Annotated in this window: 11 protein-coding genes and 1 pseudogene; 5 read left to right on the top strand and 7 right to left on the bottom strand. The window is 60.8% G+C overall.

Annotated elements, in window-relative coordinates; genetic code table 11:
- Nucleotides 1–8: 8 nt before the first annotated feature.
- From glgX to AACV31_RS04930, 7 genes and pseudogenes are all read right to left on the bottom strand, one after another.
- Nucleotides 9–2087, bottom strand: coding sequence for a glycogen debranching protein GlgX (gene glgX / locus AACV31_RS04960; protein WP_165156334.1), 2079 nt, complete (start codon nucleotides 2085–2087; stop codon nucleotides 9–11).
- 68 nt (nucleotides 2088–2155) lie between these two features.
- Nucleotides 2156–4687 carry a malto-oligosyltrehalose synthase gene (gene treY, locus AACV31_RS04955; RefSeq protein WP_165156336.1) on the bottom strand — a complete coding sequence of 844 codons (2532 nt, stop codon included), beginning with the start codon at nucleotides 4685–4687 and terminating at the stop codon, nucleotides 2156–2158.
- A complete protein-coding gene (treZ, locus tag AACV31_RS04950; RefSeq protein WP_165156338.1) occupies nucleotides 4684–6468 on the bottom strand; it encodes a malto-oligosyltrehalose trehalohydrolase in 1785 nt (594 codons plus the stop codon). Before treZ ends, treY begins: the two co-directional genes overlap by 4 nt.
- A gap of 304 nt (nucleotides 6469–6772) precedes the next feature.
- Nucleotides 6773–7869, bottom strand: a pseudogene (locus AACV31_RS04945) (HipA domain-containing protein).
- A gap of 2 nt (nucleotides 7870–7871) precedes the next feature.
- Nucleotides 7872–8153 carry a helix-turn-helix transcriptional regulator gene (locus tag AACV31_RS04940; RefSeq protein ID WP_165156340.1) on the bottom strand — a complete coding sequence of 94 codons (282 nt, stop codon included), beginning with the start codon at nucleotides 8151–8153 and terminating at the stop codon, nucleotides 7872–7874.
- 134 nt (nucleotides 8154–8287) lie between these two features.
- On the bottom strand, nucleotides 8288–9175 hold the full coding sequence (locus tag AACV31_RS04935) for a siderophore-interacting protein (protein ID WP_165156342.1): 888 nt from the start codon (nucleotides 9173–9175) through the stop codon (nucleotides 8288–8290).
- The gene (locus AACV31_RS04930; protein WP_165156344.1) at nucleotides 9172–10383 is read right to left on the bottom strand and encodes an MFS transporter; all 1212 of its coding nucleotides are present in this window, start codon (nucleotides 10381–10383) and stop codon (nucleotides 9172–9174) included. The genes AACV31_RS04935 and AACV31_RS04930 overlap by 4 nt, the downstream gene beginning before the upstream one ends.
- A 135-nt stretch (nucleotides 10384–10518) precedes the next feature.
- On the opposite strand from AACV31_RS04930, the gene AACV31_RS04925 reads away from it, so the two are divergent.
- The 5 genes from AACV31_RS04925 to AACV31_RS04905 are packed head-to-tail and all read left to right on the top strand — an operon-like array spanning nucleotide 10519 to nucleotide 18488.
- Nucleotides 10519–12267 (top strand): IucA/IucC family protein, encoded by a 1749-nt coding sequence (locus AACV31_RS04925; protein WP_165156346.1) that lies wholly within the window; start codon nucleotides 10519–10521, stop codon nucleotides 12265–12267.
- Entirely contained in the window at nucleotides 12260–13207 is a 948-nt protein-coding gene (locus AACV31_RS04920) for a GNAT family N-acetyltransferase (RefSeq protein ID WP_165156457.1), read from the top strand. The genes AACV31_RS04925 and AACV31_RS04920 overlap by 8 nt, the downstream gene beginning before the upstream one ends.
- The gene (gene iucC / locus AACV31_RS04915) at nucleotides 13204–14949 is read left to right on the top strand and encodes an IucA/IucC family protein (RefSeq protein WP_165156348.1); all 1746 of its coding nucleotides are present in this window, start codon (nucleotides 13204–13206) and stop codon (nucleotides 14947–14949) included. The genes AACV31_RS04920 and iucC overlap by 4 nt, the downstream gene beginning before the upstream one ends.
- A complete protein-coding gene (locus AACV31_RS04910) occupies nucleotides 14946–16268 on the top strand; it encodes a lysine N(6)-hydroxylase/L-ornithine N(5)-oxygenase family protein (RefSeq protein ID WP_165156350.1) in 1323 nt (440 codons plus the stop codon). The genes iucC and AACV31_RS04910 overlap by 4 nt, the downstream gene beginning before the upstream one ends.
- A gap of 24 nt (nucleotides 16269–16292) precedes the next feature.
- Complete coding sequence (locus AACV31_RS04905; RefSeq protein WP_165156352.1) at nucleotides 16293–18488, top strand: TonB-dependent siderophore receptor; 2196 nt, start codon at nucleotides 16293–16295, stop codon at nucleotides 18486–18488.
- Nucleotides 18489–18782: the final 294 nt, after the last annotated feature.

The raw sequence follows: 18782 nt of genomic DNA, 5'->3' as shown, positions 1-18782 counted from the left end.
CGTCGCGATTAAGGCCGTCTGAACAGCGCGATGCTGCGCCCTTCCAGCTCAAAATCCTTCTCTTTCGTGATAACCAGCCCGTGGTTCGCGGTATCGGACGTGGTCAGCTCCAGCACCCAGCCGCCTTCTTCGCCAAACTGCGGAATGCGGAACGGCACGGTGCCTTCAAACGGGTTGAACAGCATTAACACGTCGTGCCAGATCCCCTCTTCCTGCTGCAAATCGGAGCGCCCGATGTAGAGGCCAAGCGTCGAGCCTTCATCCCACTGTTCCGGCGTCTGCAGCCCGCCGCCCGCGTTAAACCATTTGATCTCCATTCCGTCGCGCCAGTTCTCGCGGCGCAACAGCGGCTGCTCGGCGCGCAGGCGGATCACGTGACGGGTAAACTCGCGCAGCGCGTCGGCGCTTTCCGGCAGGTTTTCCCAGTGCACCCAGGAGATCTCGCTGTCCTGGCAGTAGCCGTTGTTATTCCCCATCTGGCTGCGGCCAAACTCGTCGCCCGCCAGCAGCATCGGCGTGCCGTGTGAGAAAAAGAGCGTGGCGAGGAAGTTACGTTTCTGGCGTTCACGCACCGCGTTGATGCCTTCGTCGTCGGTCGGGCCTTCCGCGCCGTAGTTACAGGAGCGGTTGTCGTTATGACCGTCGTTGTTATCTTCGCCGTTATCCTCGTTGTGCTTGCCGTTATAGGAGACCAGATCGTTGAGCGTGAAGCCGTCATGCGCGGTAATGAAGTTGACGCTTGCCCACGGACGGCGGCCGCGCTGATCGTAGAGGTCGCCGGAGCCGAGCAGGCGCGCCGCGAAATCGGTCGAGACGTTATCGCCCTTCCAGTATTCGCGCACCGTATCACGGTATTTATCGTTCCACTCCGCCCAGCCCGGCGGGAAGCCGCCCACCTGGTAGCCGCCAGGGCCGATGTCCCACGGCTCGCCGATCAGTTTCACTTTCGAGAGCACAGGATCCTGCATGATGGCGTCAAAGAAGCCGCCGCGCTGGTCGAATCCTTCCGGCTCGCGGCCAAGAATGGTGCCCAGATCGAAGCGGAAACCGTCGATATGCATCGATTCCGCCCAGTAACGCAGTGAATCCATCACCATCTGCAACACGCGCGGATGCGACGTATTCACCGTGTTGCCGGTACCGGTATCGTTAATGTAATAACGATGCTGATCCGGCATGGTGCGGTAATAAGAGAAGTTGTCGATGCCCTTGAACGAGAGCGTCGGGCCAAGCTCGTTGCCTTCGGCGGTGTGGTTATAAACCACATCCAGGATCACCTCGATACCGGCGTCGTGGTAGGCGCGCACCATGTCGCGGAAACCCTGAATGCCGCGCGGCCCGAAGTAGCGCGAGGCGGGCGCGAAGAAGTTAAGTGAATTGTAGCCCCAGAAGTTTTTCAGCCCCTTATCCAGCAGATGCTGATCGTCCGGGAACCAGTGCACCGGCAGCAGTTCAACAGACGTAATGCCAAGGCTTTTGATGTAATCCACCGACGCCTTATGCGCCATGCCGTCATAGGTGCCGCGCAGCTCCGGCGGTATGGCCGGGTTGAGCTGGGTGAAGCCTTTCACATGGGTCTCATACACCACCGTGTGCGGCCAGACGACAGACGGACGGTTCTGATCCTGCCAGTCGAACTCATTCGGGTCGATAACCCGGCACTTCGGCATATACGGCGCGCTGTCGCGCTCATCAAACGTCAGATCTTTATCTTCATGCAGCAGATCGTAGGCAAAGTGCGCCTCGTTCCATTCGATATTGCCGACGAGATCGCGGGCGTACGGGTCGACCAGCAGCTTGTTCGGGTTAAAGCGGTGACCGTTTTCCGGATCGTACGGCCCGTGCACGCGGTAGCCATACAGCGCGCCGGGTTGCAGGCCCGGCACATAGCCGTGCCAGACTTCGTGCGTATATTCCGGCAGCGTCAGGCGGGCGATTTCGTGTTTGCCGCTCGGATCGTAGAGACACAGCTCCACGCGCTCTGCGTGCGCGGAGAAAATCGCGAAGTTTACCCCCTCGCCGTCGTAGTTTGCGCCGAGGGGATAACTGCATCCCGCCGTGATTTCAAAAGCCTTATCGTTTGACATTTATCCCTCTCCATCCAGGCCGTAAATTTTCAGGACTACCACGATTCATGATGTTTATTTGCATGGAATCAGTCGGTTATCAGTATCACGGACGAGCAGCCATCGGCTGTCTCCAGGGTTATCCGATCGGTAAGACTCAGCGTCTCGCCGGTCAGTACGTTGCGCCAGCGACGGTGAGCCAGTGACGCAGGCAGCAAGATATGTGTGTCGGGCCAGCCGCCGCTTGCCGGCAGCGACGCGCTTTCATAGAGCGCGGTGAACATCAGCCGCGGCGCGATGATGATGATGGCGTTATCGCCGTGCGTGCGGGCGTAAGCAATGACGTTACTGTCGAACTCGCCTTCGGCGTGGAGCGGCAGATAGTCGCCGTGGCGGAACAGCGCCGGATCCTGCTGGCGCAGGTGCAGCACGCGGGCGATCAGGTGTTGTTTAAGGCGCCCGCTGATCCAGTCCTGCGGCGTGGCGGCAAGATTCGCCTGCGGCGCCAGCATACTGTCGAGCGCGATAAAGTCCGGCTCGCGGCGGTTATCCGGGTCCACCAGGCTGAAGTTGAGCGCTTCGCTGCCCTGGTAGATGTCCGGCACGCCGGGGGCTGTCAGCTTGAGCGCCGTCTGGGTCAGGCTGTTGACCAGACCCGCGCGGATAAACGGCTGTAATGCCTCATGGAAATCCTTCAGGAAATCCTGATTGTCCGGCGAGAGCATATGGCTTGCGTAATCCAGCACCGCTTTTTCATAGGCATCGTTCGTGTCCGCCCAGTCGGTGCGCAGCTTCGCTTCGCGCAGCGCCTTTTCTACAAAGGCGAGGAAACGTTCTTCAAGCGCTTTCAGGCCCGCTTCATCATCCGGTTTCAGCGTGGCGGGCCAGACGCCCGCCAGCGCCTGATAGAGCATCCAGGTATCGGTGCCCTTCGGCGCGGTGCCGTCATTCAGGAACACCACTTTGGTCTGGTTCAGCTGACGCCAGCGCGCGACGCACTCGGCATAAAATAGCGGCGCTTCAGTGAGCGCATAGAGCCTGGCGCGGGCGTCTTCACCGCGTTTGGTGTCATGCGTCGACGTGCTGGTGAGCGCGTCCGGCTGATGCGCGAGACGCAGCGCCATCTCTTTATGGAAACGATCCACCGAGAAGGTGCGCGGCAGCGGCTCGGCTCCCACTTCATTGAGCGCGAGCTGCATGTTCTGGCGGAAAAACAGCGTATCTTCCACGGATTTCGCCATCAGCGGGCCGGTAAGCTGCTGAAAACGGGTGCGGAACGTCGCGGCGTCGGCAACTGAGGCGCCGGAAATATTCCCGGCCAGCACATCGGTGATAAACCCGAGCGCCTGCGCATCCGGCGCGTGCTCGCCAGCCTGCACTTTCGCGACCACTTTTTGCAACAGCGCGCTGTCGGCGGGCGTCAGCCCCTGCGCGGTGCCGTAGGTGCGGTACACCGGGAACGCCACCAGCAGTTCTCGCAGCGCGTCGCGCAGCGCCGGTTCTTCCGACGTTACGCCCTCCTGCTGTGCAATGCGGGTCGCCAGCCGCAGCAGCGTGGTGAATTCGCCTTCGAAATTCCGGTCAGCCATCAGCAGTTTGGCGTCGCGCAGTTCGGCGCGCATATCCACCTCCTGCCCGACCACCTCGTGATACGCCTTGCTGAGATCCTCGAGCTTCGCGTCATCCACCAGCACATCCGAGAGCGCGGCGATAAATTCATACCCCGTCGTGCCGGAAATCGGCCAGTCTTCCGGGATCTGCTCGCCCTTACCGAGAATTTTTTCGACGGTGATGTAGCAGTCCGGCCCGGCTTTTTCGCGCAGCCGCTCCAGATACGCTTTCGGATCGGCAAGGCCGTCCACGTGGTCCACCCGCAGGCCGTCCACCGCGCCGGAGTGCACCAGTTCGAGGATCAGCCGGTGGCTGTCGTCAAACACGGCGTCATCTTCAACGCGCACGCCCGCGAGCCCGGTAATTTCAAAAAAGCGGCGGTAGGAGAGCGAGCGCGGCGCGTCGCGCCAGGAGATTAACTGGTACGGCTGGCGGTCGTGCAGCGCGGCGATGGCCTGTTTATCCGTCATCGCGAGCACTTCCGCTTCGCGCCCCTGCCAGGTTTCCGGGTTGAGCGGGTAAAAGCTGTCGTAATAGGCGAGCGCCGGTTTGCCGGTTTTCGGATCGGGCTTAACGCTGATTTCGCCGTTTTCCAGCACGTTCTCAAACGTATCGCCCAGGAACGGCAGCGTCAGGCGGCGCGTCCAGTCGATATCGAAATGGCGGGCATAACGGCTCTTTTCGCCATATTCAATCACGTCGCGCCACCACGGGTTTTCCAGTGACGCCGCCATATGGTTGGGCACGATATCGAGGATCAGCCCCAGCCCGCCCGCTTTGAGCGCCTGCACCATGCGGTCGAAGCCCTCGCGCCCGCCGATGGCAGGCTCTATCTCATTGGCGTCGGTCACGTCATAGCCGTGGGTGGAGCCGGTGGTCGCGGTAAACACCGGCGACGCGTACAGATGGCTGATGCCAAGCCGCTTCAGATAAGGCACCAGGCCCGCCGCGCGGTCAAACGTCATGCCGTTGCGAAACTGAATGCGGTACGTTGAAGAAGGAATACTCATTGCGCGTCTCCTTTCGCCAGGCGAACGTGAATGCTGTCAGGGGGCAGTTCGTCGCTTCCCTGCGGCCAGGCGAACAGCGTATCGCCCGGCAGATCCGGCAGCGGTTGCGGGCGCTCGCCGATATTCAGCGCCAGCGACAGGGTGCCTTTGGGGAAGGTCCAGCTCACCGCCACAAAACCCGGCGCGGTGTCGACGACTCGTCCGCTGTGGCCGCCCGCCGTTGCCAGCAGCGGCACGATATGCTCACGGCGAAGCGTCAGCAGCTCGCGGGTGAGCGCAAGCCACGCCCTCCCCTCTTCGCTCTCCGGCTTCTGCCAGTCGAGTTTCGACATTTCAAACGTCTGCTGCGCATTCGGGTCCGGTACGCTGTCGCCGTCCCAGTCGCCGTGGCCTTCAAATTCACGCGCGCGTCCTTCACGCACGGCTTTGGCGAGCTCGCCGTGGAAATCGGTAAAGAACAGGAACGGATTGGTTTCGCCGTACTCTTCCCCCATAAACAGCAGCGGAATATGCGCAGAGAGCAGCAGCGTCGCGAGCAGCACTTTGGTGCGGTCGCTGCCCGCCAGCTCAATCAGACGTTCGCCCCAGGCGCGGTTGCCGACCTGGTCGTGATTCTGGATAAAATCGACGAATGCAACCGGCGGCTGGCCGGTGCTGTCCACGCCGCGCGGCTCGCCGCTCTGCGGCGACACCTCGCCCTGATACGCGAAACCTTCCGTCAGTATGCGGGCGACGAGTTTTTCCGGCCGATCGGCGAAGTCCTGGTAATAAGCGTGCGTTTCGCCGGTGGCGAACACATGAATGGCGTTATGGAAATCATCGTTCCATTCGCCGGTAAACAGCGGCGCGCTGCCGTCCGGGTTACGCGGATGCAGGAAAATCACGTTGCGGCTGTCCTCGGTGGTGAGATGCGCCGGGCGATCGGTGATTTCCGCGCGGATGCGCTCGGCAATTTCAACCAGCGCATGCTTTGCCGAGGTATCTTCAATCTGGTCGATGGCGTCAAAACGCAGGCCATCTAAGCGATATTCTTTGAGCCAGTAGAGCGGCGCTTCCACAATGTAACGGCGCACCGCGTCGACGTCATAGGCGATGCCGTTGCCCCAGGGGGTCATACGTTCTTTGTGGAAGAAATCGGGCGCCAGCAGCGGCAGATAGTTGCCTTCCGGGCCGAAATGGTTGAGCACGATATCCAGCACCACGGAAAGCCCGTGGGCATGGGCGGCGTCGATAAACGCTTTAAAATCGTCCGGCGTGCCGTAGGCGGAGTGCGGCGCGTAAAGCAATACGCCGTCGTAGCCCCAGCCGCGGTTACCACCGAACTGCGAGACGGGCAGCACTTCCAGCATCGTGACGCCAAGCTGCGCCAGATACGGCAGCTTTTCGATTGCCGCGCGGAAGGTGCCTTCCGGCGTAAAGGTGCCGATGTGCATCTCATAGACGACCGTCTCTTCCCACGGGCGGCCGCGCCAGTCCGTGGTTTTCCATGGGTACGCGCCGGGATCGACCACCAGCGACGGTCCGTTGACGTCCGCTTTCTGAGCGCGAGAGGCCGGGTCCGGCACGGTCATGCCGTCTTCCAGCACAAAAGAGTATTCGGTTCCGGGTGCGACGCCCGGCACGTCCAGTTCAAACCAGCCATCGCCTGTCGGCGTCATGGGCAAATCCTGGCCCGCGAGGCGCAGCGTCACGCGCTTCTGTCCGGTCGCCCAGAGACGGAAGCGAACGGCGCCGTCCGCCACATATTCGCTACCCCAACTTTTCAGGAATGTTGACTCCATTCTGTTACCTCGTTTAATCCAGAAGTGAGCAGTGGCGCGATCGCGCAATTTCCGCTCCTGCGGCGTGCCTCAGGAGCGTTAACGTGTAAGCATGAGCCGGGTGCCGCAGCGGGCCGGTAGCGCGCAGGCCGCCTGTGTGAAAGCGGTTTTCTGCTGGGGGGTACAACGGATAACGGAATGTCCCGGCCGTGGCGGCATACGTGAACAATCATAGACCATTACCGGAGAAGTGCCGGGAAGCGCGACGAGGCGCGTCAGGAGAAGGAGTGACGACGCCGCGTGCGACACGGCGTCGAATGGGCGATTACGCGGCCAGGAGACGCGCGCACTGCTGGCGCATGCCGTCGAAAATCGCCCCGGCCAGAAAGGCGGGGAAATCTGGCGTAAGGGCGTCGGCCACGCGCGCGATGACCGCGGGCGCGCTGGCTATCAGCTCATCAATCATGGCGTTGACCTGCGCTGCCGACAGCCCGGCGAGTTCGCCCTGACGCAGCCAGTGACGACGGCGGATCTGACTCAGATGGTAATAGTTACTGCTGCCGCGCACGGCCATCGCCAGCTTGCACTTCTGCCACGCAATCTGATGATGGCCGGGCCCGATGACCGGCCAGGCAGACAGGACGTCATACAGAGGCGTCAGGTGATACCGGTTGCCGGGCAGATGCGCGATGCTGAAATTCTTGGCGTGGCCATCAGTCGCCGCGAGGATCCAGAAGATGATCTGGGCGCGGAAGAAGTGCGCGCGACCGGAATGCCCCAGCCCTCCAGCAGCTGCGCGCAGAGCCACTCGTTTTCAATAGAGGTGCGCATATCCGCCTGCATATTGCCCACCAGGCCGAGCGGCAGTTTGAAAATATGCGTGGTGGGCGTGTTGCCCTCCGGCAGACACCACTGACCTTCGTGCCACAGCAGCGCAGTTTTCTCCTGCGCGCCCGCAATCGAGAGCCGCAACGCCTCTTCCCCGCCATGCTGGCCGGGAAAGGCCCCGGCGGTGTGGCGCAGCATCGCGGCAATATCCACTGTGGAGAGTGGCCGGGCGCGAATGGTAAACAGCCCGTCCGGCGCTTCATCGGCAGGCAGTAGCTGAATGGCACCGACGCAGTCGCGCCCCAGCTCAGCCAGCAGATCGAACGGCTCCAGGCTTTGCGCCCGGTAGCGCATCGCCAGCCGCCGCCGGATGTTTTCGCTGTCCGGCAGGAGGTTGTCGAAGTAATCACGCACCCGCGCGCCGCGGTACGGCTGATTGCCGGGCGTGAACGGCAGCGACAGCGACAGCGGCCTGCCCTGCGGATCACCGGGCCACGCAGGTAAATAGGTCAGCCGGTCTTCGCCGTTGTGTTTATCCCAGTAACCGACCGGGATGCCGTTCATCCAGAGCGCTAAACGCGACGTGCGGCGCATGATTACCACGCCTCGCGGCGGGCAGGCGAATCATCACGCGCGGGCGCGTCAGGTTCAGCCGTCTGCGTTTCGCTGAGCGTTATCTCAATGCCGAGCACGTTAAAGACGCGGAACAGGCGCTCAATGCTGGCCGTTTCAGGGTTCGCCTCGAGGCGCGCATAGGTTTGCTGGGTAACGCCAAGCCGCGCGGAGACGTCTTTCTGGGTCAGCCCCTGATTTTTGCGAAAGCCCACCAGCAGCGGGCGCAACTGGCTGAGCGTTTTCAGTGGATAGCAGGTGTTCATACGGGCGGGTCGCATCCTCGGATACATACGATAAGCTGTATTTTTTATTTTACACCCTTCAGGCTGTAGTATGCAATTACAGCCTGAAGGGTGTTAAGGACGTAATACAGCCTGTATGCTGTAAAAGCGGGGCGTTATACGTGGCTTTTCCCGCGCGACCAGTACGCCATAAAGCAGGCGCGGGCCGGATCGAGCTGACGCTCCCGCGTCAGGTAGTGACGCAGCCGTTTCACCGCGCCGGATTCCGCCGCCACCCAGGCGCGAAACGTCCCTGCCCCGCCGGCGCGCTGCCAGATAAGCGTCTCTTCGTCATCATCGTCTGCGGTCGTCTGCGCCGACGCCTGCTCGCTGGCAGGCAGCGCTGCGGCGTCTTTCACCGCTTCCAGCAGTCGCTCGCCGTGCGGCGCGTTTTCATCACGCGCCAGCCAGTGAATATCGGCAAACGGGTAACGCAGGGGCTGGATATCCTGGGCCAGCGGCACTTCCAGAAACGCCTGGACGCGCGGCGGCGCAGGCTGACGGGCGAGCTGTTCGAGAATGCCGAGCGCGGCGGGCAGCGCGGTTTCATCGGCCACCAGCAGCGCCTGACGAAGCGCGTCGTCAGCGCGCCATTCATAGCCGCCGCTGTCGCCAGGAAAATCACGATCCGGCGCGACGATTTGCAGCGTGTCGCCAGGTTTCGCGTGCATCGCCCAGCGCGACGCCGGGCCGCTGTCGCCATGCAGCACAAACTCGACATCCAGCTCGCACGCCTCTCTACGCAGCGCTCTCAACGTGTAGGTGCGCATAAAAGGCCGCCGCTCGCGCGGCAGCGCCAGATAATCCTGATACCAGCTGTCGCTCACCGGCAGCCTGGCGGTGTCGCCGTCGGGCCTCGCGAACATCAGCTTGATGCGCTGATCGGGCGCTTCATGCTTCATGTGCGCCACGTCCGGGCCGGTGAACACGCAGCGCAGCAGCGAAGGGGTGACAGGAATGCGACGGCGCAGCGTCACGTTAAAAATGCGGTAACTGGCGGTCATACGGTGGGCTCCTGCGGCGCGGCGTGACGCCAGACGCCAATGCTTAACAGTAAAAACAGCGCGGCGGTGATAAAGGCGGCAGCGATAAGCATCTGCTCGCCGAACCAGAGAGAAATGACCGGCACCAGCAGGGCGCTTACGCCATACCCGAGCGTATGGCTGGTGGCGATAACGCCCGCGCCTTTGCCGGTGGTGAGCCGGTCGTTAAGCAATACCTGATAGCCAGGCGTCGCCATCGCGGCGCCAAAAGCGGTCACGGCGATACCGGCGTAAAAGGTGACCAGCCCCGGCAGGATCATCAGCAGCAGACCGGCGGCCATCAGCACCGCCGCCGCCATCAGCAGCGCGCGCGGCTGAAGGCGCTGTGGGCGCACCACCAGGAACTGCGCCAGCAACGTACTCGCCGCCGCCAGGCTTAGCAGCAGCGCCACGTGATGGCTGACGGCGCGAAGATCGCCATGAAACAGCGGGCGCAGATGCGGCGACAGGCCGAGCTGCATCAGGCTGACCGCGGCGGCCAGCAGCAGCGCGAGCGCAAGGAAAGGCAGCATATCCGCACGCAGGCGCGCCGACTGGTGCGCCACAGGCGCAAGCGGTGGATCGTTATGCTGGCGCGCCACCAGCAGCAGCGCGATAAAGGGCGCGAACGCCATCAGCCAGAGCGGCATTTGCGGGTGAAGACTTAACGCGGCGGCGGCCAGCGGCGGGCCGATAAGGCGCCCGCAGCTCAGGCCGGAACTGATGGAGGCAAGCGCCGCGAGCCGGTGCTCCATGCCCGCCCGCTGCATGGCCCACGTCTGGGCGGCAGGCACCATGCCGGAGACCGTCAGGCCGTAGAGCGCACGCGAGATAATCAGCCCGGCGAGCCCCAGGGACACGCCGACCACGCCGCGCGCCATTCCCCAGACCACCAGCGCCATCACGGCGAAACTCAGCAGATAACCGCCGAGCGCGGCCACCACCACGAATTTACAGCCGCGCACTTCCGTCTGCCGCCCCCACCAGGGCGAGCCGGGCAGAAACAGCATCGAACCGAACATCAGCAATCCAGCCCAGACGGAGAGCGACAGCCCCGTCATCTGTACCAGTTGCGGCAATACCACGAGCAAACCGTTCTGTCCGATCCCGAGCAGACCCGCGCACAGCGCCAGCGGCCAGAGCGATTGTCCTGTGCGGCGGGCGTGTACAGCGTGAGAAGAAGCATCCATAAGCAGGTAAATATATTGTCAATAAAGATGAGGAAATTATGAAATTAATGAAAACAAATATTGCAAAAATAGTTGCCACTGTAAATAGAATCCCTATCATAACGATAATCATTATCAACAAAGGATGTGTTTGTTATGGTTTCCCTGCCCCGCCCTGCCGCGACTGACGTTGCGGCTCAGTGTTTTCTTAACGCGCTGCTGCGTGAAACCCGGGACTGGCAGCTGGTTCCTGGCGCATTACCGCAGGAGCCGGCGCAGATCCATTTACCGCTCTCCGATACGCAGGCAATCCGCATTGCGCTGCGTTATTTCTCCCCGACGCAACACCATCAGTATCAGTTCCCGGCAATGCGGGTGGCAAGCGATGAAGATAGCTGCGAACCCATTGATTTTGAAGAGCTTGTCGAGCTGATTCTGGCGAAACCTTCCGTAAAAGGCGAACTTGCCGATGACGTGCTGGCCCGCTTTGCGCGCCGCGTACAGGAGAGTCACCGCCATACCTGGCAGGCCATTGAACTGCGTCACGACTGGGCTGCGCTTCGCGCGAAGCCGCTGAACTTCGCCGAGGCGGAACAGGCGCTGCTGGTCGGTCATGCCTTTCACCCGGCACCCAAATCGCACGAGCCGTTTGATGAGACCGAAGCGCGGCGTTATCTGCCCGATTTTGCGCCACGTTTTCCGCTGCGCTGGTTCGCGGTAAATAAAGCCTGTGTGGCGGGCGAAAGCCTGGGGTTAGATCTGCGCACCCGCTTGCTGCGTTTCGCCGCTCAGAGCGCGCCTGCGCTGCTCGAACATTTTACCGATACGCGCTGGCTGGTGCCGATGCACCCGTGGCAGGCGGCGTATCTGCTCACGCAACCGTGGTGTCAGGCGCTGGTGGAAAAGGGCGAGCTTATCGATCTGGGCGAGGCGGGCGCGCCGTGGCTGCCGACCAGTTCCTCGCGTTCGCTCTACAGCGAAACCAATAACGACATGATCAAATTCTCGCTCAGCGTGCGTCTCACCAACTCAGTACGCACGCTGTCGGTGAAAGAAGTGAAACGCGGAATGCGCCTGGCGCGCCTGGCCCAAACCAGCCGCTGGCAGGCCTTACAGGAGCGTTACCCGACAATGCGCGTGATGCAGGAAGATGGCTGGGTGGGCCTGCGCGACGCGCAGGGAAACATTCAGGAAGAGAGCCTGATGGCGCTGCGCGTCAATCTGCTGTTCGATACGCCACAGACCCAGACCAACGTGCTGGTGAGCCTGACCCAGGCCGCGCCGGACGGCGGCGACAGCCTGCTGGCCTGCGCCGTGCGTCGTCTCAGCGAGCGCCTCAGCCTGCCGCTGGCGCAGGCGGCGCGCTGCTGGGTGCAGGCGTACTGCGAACGCATATTGCTGCCGCTCTTCAGCGCCGAAGCCAATTACGGCCTGGTGCTGCTGGCACATCAGCAAAACATTCTGGTGGAGATGCAGCAGGATCTGCCTGTCGGCCTGATTTATCGCGACTGTCAGGGCAGCGGTTTTACTGATGGCGCGCTGCTGTGGCTTGCGGAAGCCGGCGAGCCGGAGGCGGAAAACCGCTTCAGCGAAGCCCAGTTGCTGCGCTACTTCCCGTATTACTTGCTGGTGAACTCAACGCTTGCGGTAACCGCCGCTCTCGGCGCCGCCGGGTTTGAGCGCGAAGAGAACCTGATGGCGCTGGTGCGTGACGCGCTCGCGCAGCTGCGCGCTACCGCGCGCGACACCCGCTGCCTCGATTACGTGCTGGAGAGCCGCCACTGGAATTGCAAGGGCAACTTCTTCTGTTATCTGCACGATCACAACGAAAATACCATCGTCGATCCGGCGGTCATCTACTTCAACTTCGACAATCCGTTTGCAGGGAGCACGCATGATGCCTGAAGCCAGCATTATTCATGACGGTTACGGTTTTCGCTGCGCGAAGCGCGATCTGGCGCTGCCGCTGGGCCTCGGGCTCGACGGCAGCGCGGTATTAAATCATCCGGGCGCGCTGGCGGAAGGGTGGCTGACCGCCGCTCTCGACCAGCTATTTGTCGCAGCCCCCGCATTAACGGGCATTACGCTGCCGTGGGCGCAGTGGCGCGATGAGCCGCAGGCGCAGGCGCTGTTTGACGCCGTGCAGTGTGATTATCTGGCCCGCGACACGTTCTGGCAGCTGCCGCTGTGGCTGCGCGGCGAGCGCATCGCCGCACGTGCCGCTATACAGTTTGACGAGACGCGCCAGCTCGCCTTCCCGGCGCGGCCGCCACGCCCGCAGGGCGAGGTCTATCGTCGCTACGATCCGCAAATCAAGCGCACGCTCAGCTTCCGCGTGGCGGATGTGGCGCTGGATGGCGAGCGCTTCACCCGCTGGATGAACGCGCCGCGCGTGAATGCTTTCTGGGAGATGGCCGGGCCGCAGGCGGAGCAGGAAAAATATCTGCATAAACAGCTCGACGCCACGTACTGCTATCCGTTGATTGGCTGCTTTGATGATGAGCCTTTCGGCTATTTCGAAATCTACTGGGCGCCGGAAGACCGCATCGGTCGCCACTACCGCTGGCAGCCGTTCGACCGCGGGCTGCATATGCTGGTGGGCGAAGAGCAGTGGCGCGGCGCGCAGTACATCCGCAGCTGGCTGCGCGGCCTGAGCCATTATCTGTGGCTGGACGAGCCGCGCACGCAGCGCCTGGTGGCGGAACCGCGCTTCGATAATCAGCGCCTGTTCCGTCATCTGCCGGTCGCCGGTTTTGACACCGTGAAAGAGTTCGATTTCCCGCATAAGCGCTCGCGGCTGGTGATGAGCGAGCGCAGCCGTTTCTTCAGCGAGGTGGGATTATGACGCAGGAACGGTGGGATCGCGTAAACCGCGAGATGGTGGCGAAAATGCTCGCCGAGCTGGAGTATGAACGCACGCTGACGGCGCAGGAAATCGATGCTGAGGGCTGGGCCATCGCGCTCGGCAATGAGACCTGGACGTTTGACGCGAAGCGCGGCATCTGGGGCTGGCTGCATATCAACCCGGCGACGCTCGCGAACGAAAGCGGCAGCGCCATTGAGGCCGAAAGCGCCCTGCGCCAGCTGGCCGTGGTGCTCAAGATGAGCGACGCGCAGACGGCGGAGCATCTCGAAGATCTCTACGCGACGCTCAGAGGCGATATGCAATTGCTGGAGGCGCGTGAAGGCCTGGACGCCGACGCGCTCATCGATATGGATCCGGATGAGCTGCAGTGCCTGATGTCAGGCCACCCGAAATTTATTTTTAACAAAGGGCGTCGCGGCTGGGGGCTGGATGCGCTGAAGGCTTATGCGCCGGAATACCGTGGCCGGTTTCGCCTGCACTGGGTGGCGGTCCGCCGTGACCTGATGGTCTGGAGCAGCGACGCTGACTGCGACATCAATAACCTGCTGGCAAGCGCCATGGATGACGGCGAACGTCAGCGGTTTACCCGCTACTGGCAGGCGCTGCATCTGGATGAAAACTGGCTGCCCGTGCCGCTGCATCCGTGGCAGTGGCAGCAGAAAATCGCCCTGCATTTTCTGCCGCAGCTGGCGCGCGGCGAGATTATCGATCTCGGCGTGTTTGGCGATGAGTATATCGCCCAGCAGTCGCTGCGTACGCTGACCAACGTCAGTCGTCGCTCGTCGTTTGATATCAAACTGCCGCTCACCATCTACAACACCTCTTGCTACCGGGGCATTCCGGGCAAGTACATTGCCGCCGGGCCCCTCGCCTCGCGCTGGCTGCAACAGCAATTCGCCGGCGATAAAACGTTAGTGGCCCTCGGCGCGCAGATCCTCGGCGAGCCTGCGGCCGGTTACGTGACGCACACCGGTTACGCCGCGCTGAAAACCGCGCCCTATCGCTATCAGGAGATGTTTGGCGTGATCTGGCGCGAGAACCCGTCCTGCTGGCTGAAAACTGGCGAGCAGGCCGTGCTGATGGCGGCGCTGATGGAAACAGACAACGCAGGTCGGCCCCTGATTGACGCGTGGATCGCGCGCTCGGGGCTAAGCGCCGAGGCGTGGCTGACGCAGCTATTCCGCGCGGTCGTCATTCCGTTTTATCACCTGCTGTGCCGGTACGGTGTGGCGCTTATCGCGCACGGCCAGAACGTGACGCTGGTGATGAAAGACCATGTGCCGCAGCGCATTCTGCTGAAGGATTTCCAGGGCGATATGCGTCTCGTGGATGAAGCATTTCCTGAAATGGAGAGCCTGCCGGAGCCGGTAAAAGCCGTGACCGCGCGTCTTGGCGCGGATTACATCATTCACGATTTACAGACCGGGCATTTTGTGACGGTGCTGCGTTTCGTCTCGCGTCTGACCGAACAGTGCGGCGTCAGCGAAACCCGCTTCTACCGTCTGCTCGCGGACGTATTGCAGGACTATATGGCCGCGCACCCGGAGATGACAGCGCGCTTCGCGCTGTTTGATCTCTTCAAACCGCAAATCATTCGCGTGGTGCTGAACCCGGTCAAACTCACCTTCTCCGAGAATGACGGCGGCAGCCGCATGTTACCCAATTACCTTACCGATCTTGATAACCCGCTGTATCGGGTCACCAGGGAGACCGCATCATGAAAACGTATGATTTCATCGGCATTGGCATCGGCCCGTTTAATCTCAGCATCGCCGCGCTCGCCGAAGGGCTTGACGGCTTCAGCTCGCTGTTCCTTGAATGCAAACCGCATTTTTCCTGGCATCCGGGCATGATGGTGCCGGATTGCCATATGCAGACCAGTTTCCTGAAAGATCTGGTCAGCGCGGTGGAGCCAACTAATCGCTACAGCTTTCTGAACTACCTGGTGCAGCGTAAAAAGTTCTACCGCTTCCTGACCACCGAGCAGCGCACGGTGTCCCGTGAAGAGTTTGCCGATTACCTCTGCTGGGCGGCGGACAACCTGAGCAATCTGTCGTTCAGCCAGCAGGTGCAGCAGGTGAGCTTTAACGAGGCCAGCGGGCTGTTTGAAGTGGTGACCCAGCGCGATCGCTTCTTCGCGCGCCACGTCTGCATGGGTATCGGCAAGCAGGTCAACCTGCCCGACTGCGTGCCCGCACAGACCGACAATTGCTTCCACGCCAGCGAAATGATGCTGCGCACGCCGTCGCTTGCCGGTAAGCGCGTTACAGTCGTCGGCGGCGGCCAGAGCGGTGCCGATCTGTTCCTGAATATTTTCCGCGGCGAGTGGGGCCAACCTGCAGCGCTGAACTGGGTGTCGCGCCGCAACAATTACAACGCGCTCGATGAAGCCGCATTCGCGAACGAGTATTTCACGCCGGAATATCTGGAGAGCTTCGCCCGGCTTGATGAGAAAACACGTTGCGATCTGCTGGCCGAGCAGAAGATGACATCAGACGGCGTCACCTGCGAATCGCTGCTCGCTATCTATCGCGCCATGTACCACCGCTTTGAAGTGCTGGGTGAAAAACCCTGGGCGCATCTGCTGCCGTCACGCTCGGTCACTCGCGTGACGCCGCAGGCGCAGGGGCAGCGTCTGTCGCTGCGTCATCATCTGGACGGCGGTCACGAAACCCTGGAAGCCGATGTGGTGATTTTCGCAACCGGCTATCGCCCTGCCCGACCGGCATTTCTCGCGCCGCTGGCGCATCGCCTGCAACTGGACGAGCGCGAAGGCTTCCGGGTTAATACCGACTTTACGCTGGAGTGGGACGGCCCCGACGCGAGTCACCTTTTTGCCGTGAATGCCGGTATGCACAGCCTCGGCATTGCGGAACCCCAGCTCAGCCTGATGGCCTGGCGGGCCGCGCGCATTCTTAATGTGGCGCACCCTGACGAGCCGTTTGACCTGAGCACCACGCCTGGCGTGATCCAGTGGCTCTCCCGGCCAGAGACGGTCACACGCCAGATTACTCAACCTGTAAACAGCACCGACTACTAACACACTCTCAGGAACACCATAACAATGAAGCGCCATCATCTTTGGGTTTTGAATCCTTGTTTACTTGCCATGCTTTCCGCCTCCGCCTGGGGGGCGCCGCAAAAAGAAGAGACGCTGGTGGTTGCCGCCAGCCGTACCGGACACAGCGCTGCGGATATGGCACAGACCACGTGGGTTATTGAACAGGCTGACATTGAACAGCAGGTTCAGGGCGGTAAAGAGTTAAAAGAAATTCTGGCGCAGCTGATCCCAGGAATGGATGTCAGCAGCCAGGGGCGCACCAACTACGGCATGAATATGCGTGGCCGCTCCATGATGGTGATGGTGGACGGCGTGCGGATGAACTCCTCGCGCAGCGACAGTCGCCAGCTGGACTCCATCGATCCGTTTAATATCGAGCGAATCGAAGTTATCTCCGGCGCCACCTCGCTTTACGGCGGCGGCAGCACCGGCGGTCTTATCAATATCGTGACCAAAAAAGGGCAGCCTGAGACGCAGGTGGAATTCCAGACCGGCGCGAAAAGCGGCTTTAACAGCCATAACGATCATGACGAGAACATGGCGGCGGCGGTGAGCGGCGGGAATGACAACGCCTCCGGTCGCCTGTCAGTCGCCTATCAGCGCTACGGCGGCTGGTATGACGGCAATGGCGATGAAGCTATTATCGATAACACCCAGACCGGCCTTCAGTATTCTGATCGCCTGGACGTCATGGGCACCGGTACGCTGAATATTGATGACCACCAGCAGTTGCAACTGACCACGCAGTATTACAAAAGCGAGTCAGACGGTAAGCATGGCCTGTTCCTGGGCGAGAATTTTTCAGCGGTGACCGGCAACGGTACGGCCTACAACAAAGGCAATCTGGATTCCGATCGCCTGCCGGGTACCGAGCGTCACCTGATTAACCTTCAGTATTCCAATTCCGATGCCTGGGGCCAGGCTCTGGTCGCGCAGATTTACTATCGCGATGAGAGCCTGACCTATTACCCGTTCCCGACGCTGAACGGTGATAAAACGCGGGTGACCAGTATTGGCGCTTCGCAGCAGAAAACGGATTTCTGGGGCGGGAAACTGACCGTAAACAGCAAACCGCTGGATGCCCTTTCTCTTACTTATGGCGTCGATGCCGAGCATGAAACCTTTAATGCCAACCAGCAGTTTTTCGATCTGAACAAAGCCACTGCCAGCGGGGGAATGAAGCTGGATAACGCCTATAACGTCGGGCGTTATCCGGATTACAGCATTACGAACCTGGCACCGTTCCTCCAGGCGAGTTATGACATCGACGCGATCACCTTAAGCGGCGGCGTGCGCTATCAGTACACCGAGAATAAGGTGGATGATTTTGTCGGCTACACCCAACAGCAGAATATCGCCACCGGTAAAGCCACCTCCGCCGACGCCGTGCCGGGCGGCAAAACGGATTATAACAATCTGCTGTTTAACGCCGGGATTCTGGGCCATCTGAGCGAACGCCAGCAGCTGTGGTTTAACTTCTCGCAGGGCTTCGAACTGCCGGATCTCGCAAAATATTATGGCTCCGGCACCTATCGTCTTGAGAATGGTCATTACCGTCTGCTTAAGAGCGTGAACGTAAATGACTCACGTCTCGATGGCATTAAAGTCGACAGCTATGAGCTGGGCTGGCGTTATACCGGCGATAGTCTGCGTACCCAGCTCGCGGCGTATTACTCGGTTTCTGATAAAACCATTAACATTAACAAAACCGACATGACCATCACCCTTGATGACGACAAACGTCGTATCTATGGTGTGGAAGGTCAGGTGGATTACTTCTTCAGCGACAGCGACTGGAGCACCGGCGCGAACTTTAACGCCATCAAATCTGAAACCCGCGTGGACGGCGACTGGAAAAAGCTTACGGTCGACAGCGCCAGCCCGTCAAAGGTCAGCGCGTGGGTTAACTGGGCACCGGATAACTGGACGCTTCGCCTGCAAAGCACCCAGACGTTTGATGTATCTGATGATGCCGGTAAGAAAATCGATGGCTATAACACCATGGACTTTATCGGCAGTTATGCGCTCCCGGTCGGCAAAATCGCCTTCAGTGTGGAAAACCTGCTGGATGAAGATTACACGACGGTCTGGGGGCAGCGTGCGCCAGGCCTCTACAGCCCGACCTATGGCTCACCCGATCTCTATACCTATAAAGGCCGCGGCCGGACTTTTGGTCTGAACTACTCCGTTCTGTTCTGATTGCTGCAACATGAAAAAGGCTGCCTGAGGGCGGCCTTTTTTATTGCTGTTTTCTGAAGATGCCTCGCATAACCGCGGCAGTGCGATAGCACTCGCCGTAGTGGATACGTCTCAGCCACGCTGGCTTCGCGTATAGCGCGTTCAAAGAGAAAACCGTACCGCCTTTAAATCGTCACATAATGCGCCGCAGAGCCGCTTATACCGATGCCGGGAATGAAAAAAGAGTTATGTCATGTATCCGGCATTACTGCAAAAGCACTGGCCTGCTGAATACATGTTGTGTTGCGTAATCCG

This window comes from Cronobacter sp. EKM101R (genome assembly GCF_963888145.1).
GTDB classification, from domain to species: Bacteria; Pseudomonadota; Gammaproteobacteria; order Enterobacterales; family Enterobacteriaceae; genus Cronobacter; species Cronobacter turicensis.
The sequence above is the reverse complement of the archived record's forward strand: the minus strand, read 5'-3'. Positions and strand labels throughout refer to the sequence as shown.

Bases quoted from the DNA above. Each gene is read 5' to 3' on its own strand.
- glgX (WP_165156334.1), bottom strand. From the start codon at position 2,087: ATGTCAAACGATAAGGCTTTTGAAATCACGGCGGGATGCAGTTATCCC.
- treY (WP_165156336.1), bottom strand. From the start codon at position 4,687: ATGAGTATTCCTTCTTCAACGTACCGCATTCAGTTTCGCAACGGCATG.
- treZ (WP_165156338.1), bottom strand. From the start codon at position 6,468: ATGGAGTCAACATTCCTGAAAAGTTGGGGTAGCGAATATGTGGCGGAC.
- AACV31_RS04940 (WP_165156340.1), bottom strand. From the start codon at position 8,153: ATGAACACCTGCTATCCACTGAAAACGCTCAGCCAGTTGCGCCCGCTG.
- AACV31_RS04935 (WP_165156342.1), bottom strand. From the start codon at position 9,175: ATGACCGCCAGTTACCGCATTTTTAACGTGACGCTGCGCCGTCGCATT.
- AACV31_RS04930 (WP_165156344.1), bottom strand. From the start codon at position 10,383: ATGGATGCTTCTTCTCACGCTGTACACGCCCGCCGCACAGGACAATCG.
- AACV31_RS04925 (WP_165156346.1), top strand. From the start codon at position 10,519: ATGGTTTCCCTGCCCCGCCCTGCCGCGACTGACGTTGCGGCTCAGTGT.
- AACV31_RS04920 (WP_165156457.1), top strand. From the start codon at position 12,260: ATGCCTGAAGCCAGCATTATTCATGACGGTTACGGTTTTCGCTGCGCG.
- iucC (WP_165156348.1), top strand. From the start codon at position 13,204: ATGACGCAGGAACGGTGGGATCGCGTAAACCGCGAGATGGTGGCGAAA.
- AACV31_RS04910 (WP_165156350.1), top strand. From the start codon at position 14,946: ATGAAAACGTATGATTTCATCGGCATTGGCATCGGCCCGTTTAATCTC.
- AACV31_RS04905 (WP_165156352.1), top strand. From the start codon at position 16,293: ATGAAGCGCCATCATCTTTGGGTTTTGAATCCTTGTTTACTTGCCATG.